Genomic DNA, 16,071 nt, shown 5'->3' on the forward strand with positions numbered 1-16,071 from the left:
CGTCCAACCCCGAAGGGGAGCGCGATGCGATGAGCGACAGGCGAACCAAGAGCAAGCTCGCGACCTGGCATGCCGGCGAGATGGCGATCCAGCAGAGGGTCGGCGTCGCCGAGAAGATGGCGGCGGTCGGCCAGCGCGCCGTGCGGGATTTCATGCCCGACCAGCATCGCGATTTCTTCGCGCAGATTCCCTTCATCGTGGTCGGCAGCGTGGACCGGAGCGGCGACGTGTGGGCCTCGTTGCTGGCCGGCCGGCCCGGCTTCATCGCCTCGCCGACGCCGCGCAGCCTTGAGATCGATGCGCGGCCTGACGCCAGCGATCCCGTCAGCGAGGGCATGCGCGAGGGCGATGCGATCGGACTACTGGGAATCGAACTGCACACGCGGCGTCGCAACCGTGCGAACGGGCTGCTCCGTGCGTCGTCGGGCAAGGGGCTCAGCTTCGAACTGGATCAGAGCTTTGGCAATTGTCCGCAATACATCCAGCTTCGCGATTTCATGTTCGTGCGCGAGCCGGCTGAACCGTTCAAGGGAGAGATCGAGGAAAGCACGACGCTCGATCAGGCCGCGCGCGACACGATCGCGGCGGCGGATACGTTCTTCGTGGCGTCCTATGCCGAGCGCGAGGACCGTCGCCAGGTCGACGTCTCGCATCGCGGCGGCAAGGCCGGCTTCGTTCGCGTCGCCGCCGACGGCACGCTGACGATCCCCGATTTCGTCGGCAATTTGTTCTTCAACACGCTCGGCAACATCCTCGTCAACGGCAAGGCCGGGCTGGTGTTCGTCGATTTCGAAACCGGCGACATGCTGCAACTGACGGGCGATGCCGAGGTGATCCTGGACTCGCCCGAGATCGCGGCGTTCCAGGGCGCCGAACGGCTCTGGAGATTTCGCGCCCGCCGCGTGGTGCGCAGGCGCGGCGCGCTGCCGCTGCGCTGGGCGTTCCAGAACGCGGGCTGGTCGCCGAATGCACTGATGACCGGCGACTGGGCGCAGGCCGCCGACCGAATTCGCGCGGCGGAGCGCGCGACGCAATGGCGCCCGTTCAAGGTCACCAAGATCATGGACGAGAGCCGTTCGATCCGCTCGTTTCATCTGCAGCCGGACGATGGCGCAGGGCTGCTGCCGCACCAGGCCGGACAGCACCTGCCGATCCGCCTTTCATTGCCCGGCTCCGGCAAGCCGGTCATTCGCACCTACACACTGTCGGTCGCGCCGTCGGACGGCATGTACCGGATCAGCGTGAAGCGCGACGGCCTGGTGTCGCGGCATCTCCACGACACGATCCATGTCGGCGATATCATCGAGGCGCGCGCGCCGAGCGGCGGCTTCACGATCGATGCGCGCGAGAAGCGGCCGGCGGTGCTGCTTGCCGGCGGCGTCGGCATCACGCCGATGCTCGCGATGCTGCGCCATGTGGTCTATGAAGGGCTGCGCACCCGCGGCGTCCGGCCGACCCTCCTGTTCCAGGCGGCGCATGCCAAGTCGGACCGCGCGTTCGGCGACGAATTGCGGCAACTGGCCGATGCCGCCGGCGGCGCAGTCCGGATCATCCGCGTCCTCGGTGACGTCGATGGCGCCGAGCAGGGTATCGATTACGACGCTGCGGGACGGATCGACATGGCGCTGCTGTCGCGCGTCCTGCCGTTCAACGACTACGATTTCTATCTGTGTGGGCCGCCGCAATTCACCCAATCGCTCTATGACGGACTGCGCGGCTACAACATCGCCGACAGCAGGATTCACGCCGAGGCGTTCGGTCCATCGTCGCTGGTGCGGAAGCCGGACGTGGCCACGACGGCTCCGCCGCGCCGGCCGCCTGCGACCACGCCGGTCCCGGTCGCCTTCACCGCATCGATGAAGGAAGCACGCTGGACGCCGGAGTCGGGAACGCTGCTCGAACTGGCGGAGGAGCGCGGTCTCAGCCCGGCCTTCAGTTGCCGGGAAGGCAATTGCGGAAGCTGTCGAACCAGGTTGCTGGCAGGCGCCGTAACCTACCTGAAGGAGCCGACCGCCGAGGTGGCTGACGACGAGGTGCTAATCTGCTGCGCCGTGCCGGCGAAGCCGGATGGCGATGGCGTGGATCGGGTCCAGCTGGATGTCTGATCTGTGGCGCTCGCCGACCACACGGCGTCTTCGCTGACGTTCAGCCCATGCTGCCCGGCATGAAGCAGCGCGGCCGCGGGTGGCCATCGAGATAGTACGGCCAGACCATGGTGCGGCCGGCACGATTTGGTCCGGCGACGACGGCGTCCTCGGGAACGTCGACCCACTCACCCTCGAGGCGGACGCGATAGTGGCCGTCCTTGGTGTCCCAATCGGCATCGTCGACACGCTGCGCATCGCTGCCGTCGCAGCAGGGTCCCTTGCCGCTGTGCAGGCTCTCATACCAGCCGTTCAACTCGGGATGCTGGTGATCATGGGCTTGCACCGGGCCGATCGCCGGCAGCGCCAGCAAGCCGGTGATGGCAAAAAGCGTCGCACGCCAAAACGGTTTGTTCATCTGATCCCCAGATCCGGAAAGGCCCAGCCAACCCGGACATGGTCATCACGCGCGCGACATCAATAACATGATGATCGTCATATATTCACATTCATGCGAGGCACCGTGTGCCGCCGGGCCGGGCCGGGTGCCGGCAAGCTCAGGCGAGCAGGCCCATCACCTGGTCGATCACGGCTTTCACCCGCTTCGAATCCGGCCTTTGATGCGCGAGCGCCAGCAGCCCGGCATGCACCACCATGATGGTGTGCGCGGTGACGTCGGGGTCAAAGCCCTTCCTGAACTGGGCGCGGTCGGCGCGCAGCCGCGCGCGCAACAGCTCTTCGAGCCGCCGGTTGTAGCGTTCGATGCTCTTGCGAAGCTCGGCCTGATCGAGCGAGCCGTCGGTCGCGGAATTGATCGACAGGCAGCCGCGCTGTCCCTTCTCGCCCGAGCAGTAGGGGATGAAGCCGGTCAGCCACTGCCTGATGGCTTCGCGTCCTGGCCCCGGCTGTGCCAGCACGCGCTCGGCCCAGCCCAGGATGCCGTCGTGATAGCGGTCCAGCACCTTGAGGAACAACGCGTTCTTGTCGCCGAACGCCGCGTAGAGACTGGGCTTCGCGACGCCGCTCGCCGCCGTGATCTCGTCGAGCGAGGTCGCCTGAAAACCCTTCTGCCAGAACACCTGACGGGCGATTTCCAGGACATCGTCCGGATCGAAGCTGCGCGGCCTTGCCATAGTGGTCTTTTATGTACTCCCGCGTCGGATGTGAAGCCTTCATCTTGCCGTGAAGGCAGTCTGGACCATTGACGTCATCCATGTTCTGTACTTACTAGTACATAACGAAATCGGGAGATCGTGCCATGAAGGCTGTTCAGGTCGTTGCGTTCGGACGTGCCCAGGATGTGGTCAAGCTCAATGAGGTGCCCGACGTCGGCAGCCCCGGTCCCAACGAGGTCGTGGTCGCCGTGGAGGCTGCGCCGATCAACAACTCGGATTTCATGATCATCGCCGGGCGCTACGGCTATTTGCCGACGCCGCCGGCGACGCTCGGGATCGAGGGCGTCGGGCGGGTGGTTGCCGCGGGATCGCAGGTCAAGAACCTGAAGGAGGGCGATCGCACGTTGATCCCGTTCACGGTCCCGACCTGGACCGAACGCGTCAAGTTCACGGCGTCGTGGCAGCGGCCGTTGCCTGAGAAAGCGGATATCCAGCAACTCTCGATGATCGGGGTCAATCCGGCGACCGCCTATCTGCTGCTGACCGATTTCGTGAAGATCCCGCACGGCGGCTGGGTGATCCAGAACGGCGCCAATTCAGCGACGGCGCGGGCGGTGATCGCGGTTGCCAAGTCGCTCGGACTCAAGACGGTCAACGTCGTCCGGCGCGAGGAGGTCGTCGACGAGGTCAAGTCGGTCGGCGGTGATGTCGTGCTGGTCGACGGGCCGGATCTCGCCAAGCGGGCGGCCAAGGAGACCGGCGGGGCGCCGATCCTGTTGGCGCTCGACGTTGTCGGCGGCGCGTCCACGTTGAACCTGATGAACTGCCTGGCGCCGAAGGCGGTGCTCGTCGTCTACAGCGCGATGAGCGGACAGCCGTTCTCCGGCTCGGCCCTGAGCGTGATCTTCAATGAAGTGTCCGTGCGCGGCTTCTGGCTCGGCCATTGGGGCAAGACTGCAATCGACGAAGCCCTAGCCAGGATGTACGATCATCTCGTGCCGATGGTCGCATCCGGCGCGATCAGCGCACCGGTGGTCGGGAGCTATGGCCTCGAGGGATTCCCGGAGGCCATCGCCAAGGCGGTTCATCTTCACGCCGAACTAGAGCATTATCGAGCGAAGCGACAGGCAGCTAGACGATGGTCGTGAGCACGAAGGCGTGCCACGCGCCCCAGTCGATGCCGTCGAACGCGCGCACATACATCGGCTCTGCGCCGGTGGCGGCGCCACCGCGGACCCAGACGTCATCGACGGCCGCGGCGCTGACGGTGCTGGCTGCCCAATGCGAATTCGCGGAGGTCCAGAAGTAGCCGCTGTCGGCGGTGTTGCCGCCGTCGAAGAACAGATACTCGGTCGCGGGATTTCCGTCGACATCAGAGTAGGACAACAGGTTGCTGACCTGGCTCCACTCGTTGATGTGCAAGGACTGATCGTTGATCGAGGCGACGGGTGCGTGGTTTGGCGGCGACGTCAGGGTAAAGCTGTCCCAATTGCTCCAGGCGGTACCGTCGAAGGCCCGCACATACATGGTCTCGGAACCGCCGGCGGTGCCGCCTTGGACCCAGACACTGGCCAGATCGGACGCGGCAACGTCGATCACCGTGTGGGCTGGTGCTGAACCAGCGTCATTGGGCCGAGAGCAGCGCATCAAAAAAGCAGGCAGTATCAAGATCAGGATCGCAGAATTCGCGCGCGGCATCTATGACGGGCGTCACACCCCCTGGCCGAGCGAACCGCGGCAAAACGTCCTAGACCCTCGCTTCGGAACCACGTGACACAGAGGGGCTCCGTTCATGCAATTCGCGACGGACCATCGACCGCGAACGGATCAATCGCGAGACGACGATCGCGACGCGCCAACCTGCCCGCACTCAGAGAACGATGTCCGGTGCGGGCAGAGGCTTGACCTTCACGCGTGCTCCCCCGCCCGCTGCGGCAGGATGAAGACCAGGGCGGCGATCGCAACGGCGAGAGCTATCGATGCCGTGTAGCGGCTGAGCGCAAGGCCGCCGTGATCCAGCGGCTTGTCAAGGAAATCGCCGACAGTCGCGCCGAGCGGCCTGGTGAGGACGAAGGCGATCCAGAACAGCACCGTGCGCGACACCCTGGTCCAGAGATAGGCGGCGGCAACGATGGCGATGCCGGCGGCGAACACGATGGCGCCGCCGCTATAGCCGAGGCCGGTGGAGTCGGCCATCCAGTCGCCGAGCGCGGTGCCCAGCGTCTGCGAGAACAGGATCGTGATCCAGTAGAAGGTTTCGGCCGCCTTGTTGTCGATCGACGCGATCGAGACCGTTCCCATCGTACGATGCCACGCGGCAAGGGACACAACGAGCAGTCCGGCGAGCAGCGATGAGCCGCCGAGATATCCGATCCCCAGCGAACGGTCGACGAAATCGGCAAAGGTCGTGCCGACGGTCGTCGTCGCGATGATCACGGTCCAGTAGAGCAGCGGCTGAAAGCGCCTCGCCGCCATCTGCGCCGCGACGGCAGCAGCGAAGATGACCGCGAAGATTGCGGTGCCGACGAGATAGCCGAGATTCATCGACATCGTGACGGCGTCGCCGCCGGTCTCGCCGAGCGTCGTGGCGAGAATCTTGATGACCCAGAAGCCGAGCGTGACGGCGGGAACTTTTCCTGCGCGCTCGTCCGCGGCGGTGTCGTGCAACAATAATTCCATGGGGTTCTTCGCTCCGGGAGGCCGGTCGCCGGCGGACGATCCCGCCGGCGATGGTCGAAATGATGGACAGCGAGATCAGGCCTTCATCGAGTCCATGATCGACAGCAGCTCGGCGAGCGCCTTCCTGCATTTGGCCGCGTCCGGATTGGTCTCACGCACCGCCTCGAGCGCACGATCGATCGCCTTGTCGACCGTGTGCCAGTCCGCGGCCGCGCGCGGCTTCAGTCCGGCTTCCGCTTCGTCCCATTTGGTCTCGAGATCCTTGATCCGCGTCTTGGCGCCGGCCAGGTCGCCCTTGTCGACCAGTGCCGCGACATCGGCGGCGATGCTGCGAAATGGCGTCAGGTCGCCGAGCCTGGCGGCGGCCGTCTGCGTGTGCGGCAGCAGCCTGAGGCCTGCGTTGGCATCGGGGAGCGGCTGGATGACTGCGAGCGCAACAATCGCCGTCGCAAGGCCGAGTGTCGTCTTGTTCATGGGTGGTTCTCCTGTGTGAGGGCTTCGATTGGGTGTCCGTCGGGACGCATGTCGAATTCACGCGCCGGGCGACGCCTCGGGCTTTCCGCCGGCGTCGCCTTCGAACGACAGCCAGGCGACCAGCGCGACGATTACCGTCAGGAAGGCGAGGCTGGTGTAGATCGTGCCGAAGCCGAGGCCGCCGTACTCTCGGGCCTGGGACAAGAGGTCGCCGAACGATGCTCCGAGCGGACGCGTCAGGATGTAGGCGAGCCAGAAGGTCAGCACCGCATTGGCGCCGAGTGCGTAAGCTGCCGCGATCGCCGCGATCAATACCGTGAACGCGACCACCCCGACGTTGAAGCCAAGGCCCAGCGCTTCGGTCGCAAGATCGCCTGCAGCCGTGCCGAGCGCGAATGTGAAGAGGATCGCGGCCCAGTAGAACAGTTCGCGCCGTTGGGTCACGATGCTGTGGATCGACAGCGTCCGCTCGACCGAAAACCAGATCGCGAAGGTCGCGGCCAGGGCGATCGCGAAGGCGGCTGTGCTGACGTAGAGGCTGACCTCGAGCTTGTCGGTCAGTGCATCGGTGATCTGCGTCCCGACGATGCTGACGAGCACGACCGTCAGCCAGTAGACCCATGGCACGTAACGGTCCATCCGCAGCTGGATGGCCAGCACTGCGGCAAGCAGCGTGATCATCAGCAGCCCGGTCACGCTGGTGCCAAGGCCGACATGCACGGCAAGGTAATCGGCGCCGGTCTCGCCGACCGTGGTCGACATGATCTTGATCAGCCAGAAGACGAGGGTGACTTCGGGGACCTTGTTCAGCATGCTGCGGCCGATGGGTCTGATATCCAGCACGGTGTGAAGCTCCGCTTTGACAGGGTCGGCGGTTCCGCCGAGTTCGAACGGAGCGTGCACTGCGAGACTTAGCCCCGGCTTAGGTGGGCAGAGTGGCCGCCATCTGGGCGCCGAAAGCGCCTAAGCCGCGGCTAAGTCGAAACTGATATGATCGCGCAGGCGTCGCGGGTTGTTCGGTGCGACGCAGTTTCGCCGGGCCTACCTCCCGGCGCGGATCGGGATGGACTGCCAGGCGATGCGGGTGCTCGTGGTGGAGGACGACAGGATGATCGGCGCCGCCGTCGTCGAGGCGCTGAGGGATGCCGCCTATGCGGTCGACTGGGTGCGCAATGGCGATCTCGCCATTGAAGCCAGCCGCAGCGAGACCTACGACATTGCGCTGCTCGATCTCGGCCTGCCGTTGACTGACGGTCTCGACGTTCTCAAGGCGATCCGGGAGCGCGCCTCGCGCCTTCCGGTGATCATTCTCACCGCACGCGATGCGCTGAACGATCGCATCCAGGGGCTCGATCTCGGCGCCGACGATTACCTGGTCAAGCCGTTCGAGATCGCAGAATTGCTGGCGCGCATGCGTGCGGTGCTGCGGCGCGAGGGCAGCGGAGCGCCGCCGGTGCTGACGAACGGCGAGCTCCATCTCGACCCGGCCACGCGGGAAGCCACCTTCTGTGAAGAGAAGGCCGTGCTCAGCGCTCGCGAGTTCGCCCTGCTGCAGGCGCTGCTGGCGCGGCCGGGAACGATCCTGTCCCGTGCCGAGCTCGAACGCCAGATCTACGGCTGGCGCGAGGAGGTCGAGAGCAACGCGGTCGAGTTCCTGATCCACGCCGTGCGCAGAAAACTCGGCGCCGCGGCGATCAGGAACGTGCGCGGCGTCGGATGGATGGTGGATCGTTCGAGATGATGAGATCGCTGCGCGGGCGCCTGTTCGTCGGACTCACCGCGATCATCCTGTTGACGGGCGCCGTCGGCGGACTCCTGGCGTACCGATGGGCCTACAGCGAAGCGATCGAGATGCAGGACTCCGTCCTGATCCAGATCGGCAGCTTCGCGCTGAGCGCTCCGATCCGGCAAAGCCGCCCGGTCACCGGCGTCGACGCGGAAGCCGAGGTTGCCGTCGTCGAGCTCGGTGAGGCGCCGCGCGGCTCTGCCGACGATCGCCGGCTTTGGGGACTGAAGGATGGGCTGCACAATGATGTCTATCACGGGCAGCCGGTCCGCGTGCTGCTTCGGACCCGGCCGGACGGCAGCCGCTTCGCGGTGACGCAGCAGACCGAGATCCGCACCGAGATCGCGGGCGATATGGCCGTGCGCACGCTGTTGCCGATTGCCGCGCTGGTGCCGTGCCTGTTGCTGATGACGGCATTCGTGATCGCGCGATCGTTCCGGCCGATGTTGCGCCTCGCCGACGATCTCGATGCGAGCAGGGTGGATGACGTCGGTGCCTTGCCGGCGATGGGCGCGCCGAGCGAGCTGCAGCCGTTCCTTGGCTCGATCAACGGGTTGCTTGGACGGATGCGCGTCATGATGGACCAGCAGCGGCGTTTCATCGCCGACGCGGCCCATGAACTTCGAACGCCGGTCACCGCGCTCAGCCTGCAGGCGGAAAATCTCGCTTCCCTCGACATGCCCGCAGAGACGCGCGACCGGCTCGATGCGCTGAAGAGCGGCATGCGGCGCACCAAGCATCTGCTCGAGCAACTTCTGGCGCTGGCGCGTCAGGACGCTGCGCCAGCCATCGTGAGCGCACCCGTGGCGCTGGACAAGATCGCAAAAGGCGTCGTCGCCGATCTGCTGCCTGAGGCGGCAGCGCGCAATATCGATCTCGGTTTCACGACGGTCGAGGTGGTCGCGGTGAACGCTGATGAGCTGTCGCTGATCTCGGCGGTCCGGAACCTGGTCGAGAACGCAATCAAGTTCACGCCCAATGGAGGCGCTGTCGATCTTGCCGTCGGTCGGGAGGACGGAATGGCCGTCATCCAGATCGAGGACACCGGGCCGGGGATTCCGCCGCAGGATCTGGCGCGGATCGGCGAGCCGTTCTTTCGCGGCGGTCAGCCGAGCGGTGAGGGCGCCGGGCTCGGGCTCTCGATCGTGAAGCGGATCGTCGATCACGCCGCCGGTTCGGTTCTGTTCGAAAATGTGACCGGTGCCGGACGTTCAGGCCTGCGCGTGACCGTCAAGCTACCGGCGGCCGATCGGTGAGGCCAGGCGGCCAGAAAAATGGGCGGGGCGCGCGCGGCATCATTGCCATTGCATCCTGAGCCCGGTCCGGCTTACCGCTACCAGTGCAGCTCGGATGCGGGCCGTTGCAATCACCCTGTTGATGACGTCGGTTCTCAATTCAATAGCTTTAAGCTGATCATCAGTTGGAGCATACTTGCAATCAGCCGGCCGCTCTGAGGCTCTGCCCCCGCGGTGGGTCAGGCCCGGCGTGTGCTTACGGAACGCGACCGGGCCGCTCCTTGTCCCCTCAAGCATTGGGATCGTTCGCATTGGGATAGAACAGCTGCTGGCCGTTGATCTTATAGCCGGCGATCGCATTCTGTCCCTCCGGTGAAATCAGAAAGTCGATGAAGCGCTGGCCGGCTTCCTTCTTCACCGTGGGATGCTTGACCGGATTTACCAGCATCACCCCGTACTGATTGAACAGCCGCTTGTCGCTTTCAACCAGGACGGCCAGGTCGCCGCGATTTTGGAACGCCAGCCATGTGCCGCGGTCGGACAGCACATGGGCATTTGACGCCGAGGCCATGTTCAGCGCCGCACCCATGCCCTGGCCGATTTCCTTGTACCACGAGCCGCGGTCGTTCACGATGTCGATGCCGGCCTCCTTCCAAAGCTTCAGTTCGGCAATATGGGTGCCGGAATGATCGCCGCGGGAGACGAACGGCGCGGCTCTGGTCTTGATGGTCTGCAGCGCCGTGAGGACATCCTTGCCCTTGATGCCTGCCGGATCGTCCTTCGGACCGATGACGACGAAGTCGTTATACATCACGGGATAGCGCTTCACGCCAAATCCCTCCGCAAGGAACTTCTCCTCCGCTGGTTTGGCGTGAACGAACACCACGTCGGCATCGCCGCGGCGTGCCGTGTCGAGCGCCTGGCCGGTGCCCTGTGCCAGTACCCTCACTTCGATGCCTGTCTTCTGCTTCACAATCGGCAGCAGGTAGTCGAACAGACCGGAGTCCTGCGTCGATGTCGTCGATGCAACAACGATCGATTGGTCTTGCGCCCAACCCGATTGGGTGAAGGTCTGCGCGGCAAGTGCGATGATTGCGAGGATGCGAAGTGAGCCGAACCAGTGCTTCATGTGAGCGACCTCCCTTGGAACAACAATATTGTTCGGCGCTTCAGCGACCGGTCAGGATGCGTCCGATCAAAAAGCTCAACGCGCTTACGGTCATCGAGAGGATTACGAGGATGATGCCGAGCGCAAGCGCGAGGCTTAACTCCCCCTTGCTCGTCTCCAATGCGATGGCAGTGGTCATGGTGCGCGTATAGCCGCGCACATTGCCGCCGACGATGATGATCGCGCCGACCTCGGCGATCGCCCGGCCGAACGCAGCGAGAAACGCGGTTAATAGCCCGTCGCGTCCGATAGCCATGAGCGGCCAGGTGGCACGCAAGCGCGAGGCGCCATCGACGAGAAGGGCATCGCCGTAGCGAGCCCAGACATCCACCATCATCCGGTGCACCAGCGCAATGACGATGGGAATGCCGAGAATGGCCTGCGCGATCACCATGGCGGTTGGCGTGAACAGAATCCCGAGCGCCCCCAATGGCCCCGATCGGGATAGGAGGAGGTAAACAGCAAGCCCTACCACGACCGGCGGCAACCCTAGGAGCGCATTGACGACAACGATCAACGCAACTCTGCCCCGGATCCGGTAGATGGCCAGCGCCGTACCCATCGGCGCCCCGATCGCGAAGGCAAAGAGGCTCGCTGTCAGGCTGACGCCGAGCGACAGGCCGACGATCTGGCGTAGCTCCGGATCAAAACAGCCGATAAGGCTGACAGCCATATCCAGCGCTTGGGTAAAATCATTCATGGTCTCTTACTAAGCCAGACCTCGGCAAATAAGCAAAATTATCGAGGTCTTGAGACCCGCCCCGCTTACCGCTAACAGTGCAATCCAGAAGCAATGCCAGGCGCATTGGAGAAAGGACGTTTCTCATGGCAAACACGACGGCGGAGCTTGAAGCGCTCCTGATGCAGCGGTCGCTGACCGATCCGCAGCTCCTGGCGACGGCGGAGGCGGCGTCGAACTTCCGGATCCTGCCGGATGCTGCGGTGATCAAGATCGGCGGCCAGAGCGTCATCGACCGCGGCCGCGCCGCGGTCTATCCGCTGGTCGACGAGATCGTCGCTGCCCGCAAGGTGCACAAGATGCTGATCGGGACCGGTGCGGGCACCCGCGCCCGGCATCTCTACTCGATCGCGGCCGGGCTTCGGTTGCCGGCCGGCGTGCTCTCGCAGCTCGGCGCCTCGGTTGCCGATCAGAACGCGGTGATGCTGGGCCAGCTGCTGGCCAAGCACGGCATCTCCGCGGTCAGCGGCGCCGGGCTTTCGGCCGTGCCGCTCTATCTCGCCGAGGTGAACGCCGTGATCTTCAGCGGCATGCCGCCTTACGGGCTGTGGATGCGGCCCGCAGCCGAGGGCATGATCCCGCCCTATCGCACCGACGCCGGATGCTTCCTGGTCGCCGAACAGTTCGGCTGCAAGTCGATGATCTATGTGAAGGACGAAAACGGCCTCTACACCGCGAACCCGAAGACTTCGAAGGGCGCGACCTTCATTCCGAAGATCTCGGTCGCCGAGATGAAGGCGAAGGGATTGCAGGATTCGATTCTCGAATTCCCGGTGCTCGATCTGCTCGCCACCGCGCGCCATGTCCGCCAGGTGCAGGTCGTCAATGGCCTCGTCCCCGGCAATCTCACCCGCGCGCTCGCGGGCGAGCATGTCGGCACCATCATCACCGCGAACTGAGCAGGGACACGACCATGGATGACACTATCAAGCACGTCGCTTCGCCGCTCGCGCGCCAGACCCTGCTCGACAGCGATCTCACCCGTCCCGTCGCCGGTGGACGCCCGATTCCGCTGCTGCCCTGGCTGCAGGTGGTGAAGATCGGCGGCCGCTCCATCATGGATCGCGGCCATGAGGCGATCCTGCCGATCGTCGACGAGCTGCGCGCGCTGCTGCCAGAGCACCGCATGCTGATCCTGACCGGCGCCGGCATCCGTGCCCGCCATCTCTACAGCGTCGGCCTCGACCTCGGACTGCCGGTCGGCTCGCTCGCGCCGCTCGCCGCGAGTGAGGCCGGCCAGAATGGCCACATTCTCGGTTGCCTGCTCGCGCCGGAGGGCGTGTCCTATATCGAGCATCCGACCATCGCGAGCCAGCTGGCGATCCATCTCTCCGCGGCCCGTGCGGTGGTCGGCAGCGCCTTCCCGCCGTATCACCATCACGAATTCCCGGTCTCGCGCATCCCGTTGCACCGCGCCGACACCGGTGCGTTCCTGATCGCCGATGCGCTCGGCGCCGCCGGCCTGACCATCGTCGAGGACGTCGACGGCGTGTACAGCGACGATCCGAATGGTCCCGACGGCAAGAAGGCCCAGCTGCTGCGCGAGACGAGCTTCGCCGATCTTGCCAAGCTGAAGGGGACGCTGCCGTTCGATCCCGCGCTGCTCGAGGTGACGGCCAATGCGCGCCATATCGAACGCGTGCAGGTCGTGAACGGCCTGGTTCCGGGCCGGCTCACCGCGGCGCTGCGCGGCCAGCATGTCGGCTCGATCATCCGGACCGGCGCGCGGCCGGCCTAAATCGAGCCGCGGACTCCACTTCACCGCGCCCCGCGCGCGGTGCACCTCTCCCTTGGGAGAGGTCGATTTGCGTAGCAAATCGGGTGAGGGGTTGCGGTCTATCGAGAGACCAAGAGCCCTCACCCGGCGCTACGCGCCGACCTCTCCCCGGCGGGGAGAGGTGAAACCGAGATCGCAACAAGCCGATTCAACCGAAGCTCATCCTGCTCTAGTCGGTGTTTCGGCGCGCGACGGGACGACTACTTGATCGTGGCGTGCACGGTGATGACCGAGGTGCCGGAGGCCTTCGGTCCCTGACCTGTCGCCTTGATGGCAAACGTATCGCTGCCCTTGTACTTGGCCTTCGCCCTGTACTCGAAGGTCGATGCGTTGATCTTCTTCAGCTTGCCATAGGCCGGCTTTTGCGAGATCGACGAGTCCGTCACCGTGCCACGGATCCCGATCGGGATCTGGCAACTCTCGCCCGAGGCGACGTCGATATCGCCGGTCGAATTCTCGCCCCAATCCGCCAATGTCACCGACATCGAGCATTCCGGCACGGCCTGCGCCGACGACGCCGGCGTGACACTTGATGCCGCAAAGATGAACGCCAGGGCGGCGACGACGATACCCGTTTTCATGCAAGGCCCACTGCTGAAGATGTTCGGCGCTGGAATCCTGCAACGTGGAAGCAAGGGTGGCAAGGGCCTCGCCTCAGCTGTGTGACATGTGTTGAAATGCCTGGCGCTTGTTGCGTCGTTGGAGCGCCGCCATAGTCGCGCCCGATCCGATCCGGACAAGGGCTCGCGTGACAAGAAAGGGTCCCAATGACTGAAGGCAACAACGGTCAGGCCAACGCTCAGCAAGCCGGCTTTGCCGGTGTCACGCGCAAGACCCTCGAGCGACTTGCTCTACCCGGCGATCAGCGCGAGCTTGTCGTTGCCGAGGTGATTTATCCGCCCGGCGGGGTTGCTCCGCTGCACCGGCATCCGGTCGGCGGCGTGATCTTCATCGTCGAAGGTGTTGCCGAGTCCGCTTATGGCGACGAGGCGCCGCGACAATATCGGGCAGGCGAGACCTTGCAGGACCGGGCCGATGTTCCGCACAAGCTGTTTCGCAATTGCGACCCGGAACGGCCGCTGCGCTTTCTGACCATCTACGCGCTCGAACCCGGGCGCGCCTACACGATGGAGCCGTGAGGTCTGGGTGTTTCCGTGGGCTGTTCAGATCATCGCGAGCTTGATCTGGCCGCCTTCAATGGTCCCTGCCGCAAGAGCATCGCGAGCCATCTTTTCGAAGGTCGGCCAATTCGCAAGAAGATACTTGTGCGCCTGCATCTTCGTCGGGAATGTGGTTTGCAGGATGCAGTCCTGCCGCGCGTTTCCGTTCGCAATCTGAAAAGACACCGCTTGGGGTCCCTCATTGATCTCTTGTTCGGTAGGCTTGGGAAGCTTGCGCATACTGCTCCTTCACGAAATTCTTCGCGCTCGTCGCGAATGGAATTCGGCCGTATCCCGGGGCGGGCGATCCGGTCGGGTGGTGCGCGGGGCTTAGTCGACGTCGGCGGCACCAGCCGCGGTCTTTTTGGCTTTTACCGGGCGCTGCTTCGACGCCTGGTCCGGGCTCGGCGTGTTACGCACCGCCTCGGTCAGCATCTCGCGCAATTCGGCCTTGGTCTTGGGTGGTTCGCGCTTGCTCGGTTTTTGCCAGTTGCTCATTCACTTTATATGGGGATGCCCGAGGCAAAATGCTACCGCTCCCTCAAGCTTTCGGGTTTGCCCCGGCCAGCGGCGGCGGCACGGCCAGAAGGAAGCAAACCGATTCCACCAGGAGCTCATGTGCACGGTCGACGATATCGTCCAACGACCTCGTCTTCGCGAACATGGCCTGGGCTTCAGCCAACAACTGCTCGCGCGTCGGCATGCTGGGCAGATGCAAATCGGCACGATGCTGCAACAGGAAAAGCGCGTCCCGCACCGACAATCCGGTTTCATGGACCGATGATTTGATCGCCTGTGCGATGTATTCGGGATTGAAACGGCCGGCGAGCTGCTCGGCCGTCCGCTTGATCACGCGCGATCCGAGGCGCTGCTCGTTCTGGAGAACCTGGGTGGGCGGCGCCTTCAGATCCCAGACGATACCGAGCCAGGACAAGGCCACCAGGACATAATAGGTCGCATCAATCTCCCACCAGCGGAAGCCTTGCCGCGCACTGCTTTGGTAGGCGTGGTGATTGTTGTGCCAACCCTCACCCATCGTAACCAGAGCGAGCAGCCAATTGTTGCGGGAGTCATCGCCCGTCACATATCGCTTGCGTCCGTGAACATGTGCGAGGGAGTTGATGCAAAACGTTGCATGATACAGCAGCACGGTGCTCCAGAAGAAACCCGCCAGGAGCCCCGGCCACCCGGCAATGAGGAAGCACAGAACTGCGACCACGACCGCCGGCAAAATCTCGAATTTATGGAGCCACATCAACTCCGGATACGAGGCGAAATCCGCAACTTTCGTCAGATCGGTCGCGTCGTGCTGCCGATAGAAGATCCAGCCGAGATGACTGTACACGAAGCCTTTGTGCCGGGGTGAATGCACATCCTGCTCGGTGTCCGAATGAAGGTGGTGATGCCGATGTTTCGCGGCCCACCAAAGGACGCTTTTCTGGGCGCTGCTTTGGGCCAGGAATGCGAGGATGAACTGAAACGCCCGGCTGGTCGAATAGGCTCGATGCGAGAAGTACCGATGATACCCGGCCGTGACCGCAAACATGCGCAGCCAGTACAGCGCGACGCAAATTGCAATCGCCGGCCATGAGACGCCCGACCAGATCGCCGCCAGACACCCCAAATGGACCAGCACGAACGGCAGGACCTGCGGGTACATGATGTCGTCGTGCTGCGGAGCTGGATCGATACCGGTGGACACGCTCGCGACCTCAGCTGCTTCGATGCGCAGGCCGATTCGCCGGCAGACGGTTCAAGTCCTGATCCTGGCGGGCATCGCGCGCGGTGTTGATAAAGAGAACCCCGCGGCCGGGTGACCAGTCGCGGGGTCGCGTAACCAGAGGCTTTGCCAGT

19 protein-coding genes are annotated in these 16,071 nt (G+C 64.4%); 7 read left to right on the plus strand and 12 right to left on the minus strand.

The genetic code is table 11. The annotated features are described in order from the left end of the window. The first annotated feature begins 29 nt into the window (after nt 1–29). Nucleotides 30–2,105: a 2Fe-2S iron-sulfur cluster-binding protein gene (locus tag H8B02_RS16535; RefSeq protein WP_229167233.1), complete on the plus strand. Its 2,076-nt coding sequence runs from the start codon at nt 30–32 to the stop codon at nt 2,103–2,105. Between the two features lie 40 nt (nt 2,106–2,145). On the opposite strand, the gene H8B02_RS16540 is transcribed toward H8B02_RS16535, so the two are convergent. Beyond that, complete coding sequence (locus H8B02_RS16540) at nt 2,146–2,502, minus strand: hypothetical protein (protein WP_092123892.1); 357 nt, start codon at nt 2,500–2,502, stop codon at nt 2,146–2,148. 139 nt (nt 2,503–2,641) lie between these two features. Next, complete coding sequence (locus H8B02_RS16545) at nt 2,642–3,217, minus strand: TetR/AcrR family transcriptional regulator (RefSeq protein ID WP_229167204.1); 576 nt, start codon at nt 3,215–3,217, stop codon at nt 2,642–2,644. Between the two features lie 125 nt (nt 3,218–3,342). On the opposite strand from H8B02_RS16545, the gene H8B02_RS16550 reads away from it, so the two are divergent. Beyond that, the gene (locus H8B02_RS16550) at nt 3,343–4,347 is read left to right on the plus strand and encodes an MDR family NADPH-dependent oxidoreductase (protein ID WP_229167205.1); all 1,005 of its coding nucleotides are present in this window, start codon (nt 3,343–3,345) and stop codon (nt 4,345–4,347) included. Here H8B02_RS16550 and H8B02_RS16555 read toward each other — a convergent pair. From H8B02_RS16555 to H8B02_RS16570, 4 genes are all read right to left on the minus strand, one after another. After that, nucleotides 4,331–4,798 carry a hypothetical protein gene (locus H8B02_RS16555; RefSeq protein WP_229167206.1) on the minus strand — a complete coding sequence of 156 codons (468 nt, stop codon included), beginning with the start codon at nt 4,796–4,798 and terminating at the stop codon, nt 4,331–4,333. The two genes, H8B02_RS16550 and H8B02_RS16555, sit on opposite strands and share 17 nt — an antisense overlap. Before the next feature lie 309 nt (nt 4,799–5,107). After that, entirely contained in the window at nt 5,108–5,878 is a 771-nt protein-coding gene (locus tag H8B02_RS16560) for a COG4705 family protein (RefSeq protein WP_229167207.1), read from the minus strand. 75 nt (nt 5,879–5,953) lie between these two features. Next, nucleotides 5,954–6,352 (minus strand): hypothetical protein, encoded by a 399-nt coding sequence (locus tag H8B02_RS16565; protein WP_229167208.1) that lies wholly within the window; start codon nt 6,350–6,352, stop codon nt 5,954–5,956. A gap of 57 nt (nt 6,353–6,409) precedes the next feature. Beyond that, a complete protein-coding gene (locus tag H8B02_RS16570) occupies nt 6,410–7,165 on the minus strand; it encodes a COG4705 family protein (RefSeq protein ID WP_233287665.1) in 756 nt (251 codons plus the stop codon). 265 nt (nt 7,166–7,430) lie between these two features. On the opposite strand from H8B02_RS16570, the gene H8B02_RS16575 reads away from it, so the two are divergent. Both H8B02_RS16575 and H8B02_RS16580 read left to right on the plus strand, forming a co-directional pair. Beyond that, on the plus strand, nt 7,431–8,093 hold the full coding sequence (locus tag H8B02_RS16575; RefSeq protein WP_229167235.1) for a response regulator transcription factor: 663 nt from the start codon (nt 7,431–7,433) through the stop codon (nt 8,091–8,093). Further along, nucleotides 8,090–9,394, plus strand: coding sequence for a sensor histidine kinase (locus H8B02_RS16580; RefSeq protein WP_229167209.1), 1,305 nt, complete (start codon nt 8,090–8,092; stop codon nt 9,392–9,394). Before H8B02_RS16575 ends, H8B02_RS16580 begins: the two co-directional genes overlap by 4 nt. Nucleotides 9,395–9,662: 268 nt before the next feature. Here H8B02_RS16580 and H8B02_RS16585 read toward each other — a convergent pair whose 3' ends face one another. Together H8B02_RS16585 and H8B02_RS16590 are read right to left on the minus strand one after the other, a co-directional pair. After that, entirely contained in the window at nt 9,663–10,502 is an 840-nt protein-coding gene (locus H8B02_RS16585; protein ID WP_229167210.1) for an ABC transporter substrate-binding protein, read from the minus strand. 40 nt (nt 10,503–10,542) lie between these two features. Further along, nucleotides 10,543–11,241 carry an ABC transporter permease gene (locus H8B02_RS16590; protein WP_229167211.1) on the minus strand — a complete coding sequence of 233 codons (699 nt, stop codon included), beginning with the start codon at nt 11,239–11,241 and terminating at the stop codon, nt 10,543–10,545. Between the two features lie 125 nt (nt 11,242–11,366). Here H8B02_RS16590 and H8B02_RS16595 point away from each other — a divergent pair, with 125 nt between their 5' ends. Together H8B02_RS16595 and H8B02_RS16600 are read left to right on the plus strand one after the other, a co-directional pair. Beyond that, on the plus strand, nt 11,367–12,179 hold the full coding sequence (locus H8B02_RS16595) for an amino acid kinase family protein (protein WP_092123906.1): 813 nt from the start codon (nt 11,367–11,369) through the stop codon (nt 12,177–12,179). 14 nt (nt 12,180–12,193) lie between these two features. Continuing rightward, nucleotides 12,194–13,018, plus strand: coding sequence for an amino acid kinase family protein (locus tag H8B02_RS16600; protein WP_229167212.1), 825 nt, complete (start codon nt 12,194–12,196; stop codon nt 13,016–13,018). A gap of 239 nt (nt 13,019–13,257) precedes the next feature. Here the strand turns inward: H8B02_RS16600 and H8B02_RS16605 are convergent, their stop codons facing one another. After that, the gene (locus H8B02_RS16605; protein WP_229167213.1) at nt 13,258–13,638 is read right to left on the minus strand and encodes a hypothetical protein; all 381 of its coding nucleotides are present in this window, start codon (nt 13,636–13,638) and stop codon (nt 13,258–13,260) included. 186 nt (nt 13,639–13,824) lie between these two features. Between H8B02_RS16605 and H8B02_RS16610 the strand changes: the two genes are divergently transcribed. Beyond that, nucleotides 13,825–14,196, plus strand: coding sequence for a cupin domain-containing protein (locus tag H8B02_RS16610; protein ID WP_229167214.1), 372 nt, complete (start codon nt 13,825–13,827; stop codon nt 14,194–14,196). A gap of 24 nt (nt 14,197–14,220) precedes the next feature. On the opposite strand, the gene H8B02_RS16615 is transcribed toward H8B02_RS16610, so the two are convergent. From H8B02_RS16615 to H8B02_RS16625, 3 genes are all read right to left on the minus strand, one after another. After that, the gene (locus H8B02_RS16615; protein WP_229167215.1) at nt 14,221–14,457 is read right to left on the minus strand and encodes a hypothetical protein; all 237 of its coding nucleotides are present in this window, start codon (nt 14,455–14,457) and stop codon (nt 14,221–14,223) included. A gap of 90 nt (nt 14,458–14,547) precedes the next feature. Next, nucleotides 14,548–14,715, minus strand: a complete 168-nt coding sequence (locus H8B02_RS16620) for a hypothetical protein (protein WP_229167216.1) — start codon at nt 14,713–14,715, stop codon at nt 14,548–14,550. Nucleotides 14,716–14,758: 43 nt separating this feature from the next. Continuing rightward, nucleotides 14,759–15,877 carry an acyl-CoA desaturase gene (locus H8B02_RS16625; protein ID WP_229167236.1) on the minus strand — a complete coding sequence of 373 codons (1,119 nt, stop codon included), beginning with the start codon at nt 15,875–15,877 and terminating at the stop codon, nt 14,759–14,761. Nucleotides 15,878–16,071: the final 194 nt, after the last annotated feature.

The sequence above is a fragment of the Bradyrhizobium altum genome (genome assembly GCF_020889705.1).
In the GTDB taxonomy this organism is placed as follows: domain Bacteria; phylum Pseudomonadota; class Alphaproteobacteria; order Rhizobiales; family Xanthobacteraceae; genus Bradyrhizobium; species Bradyrhizobium altum.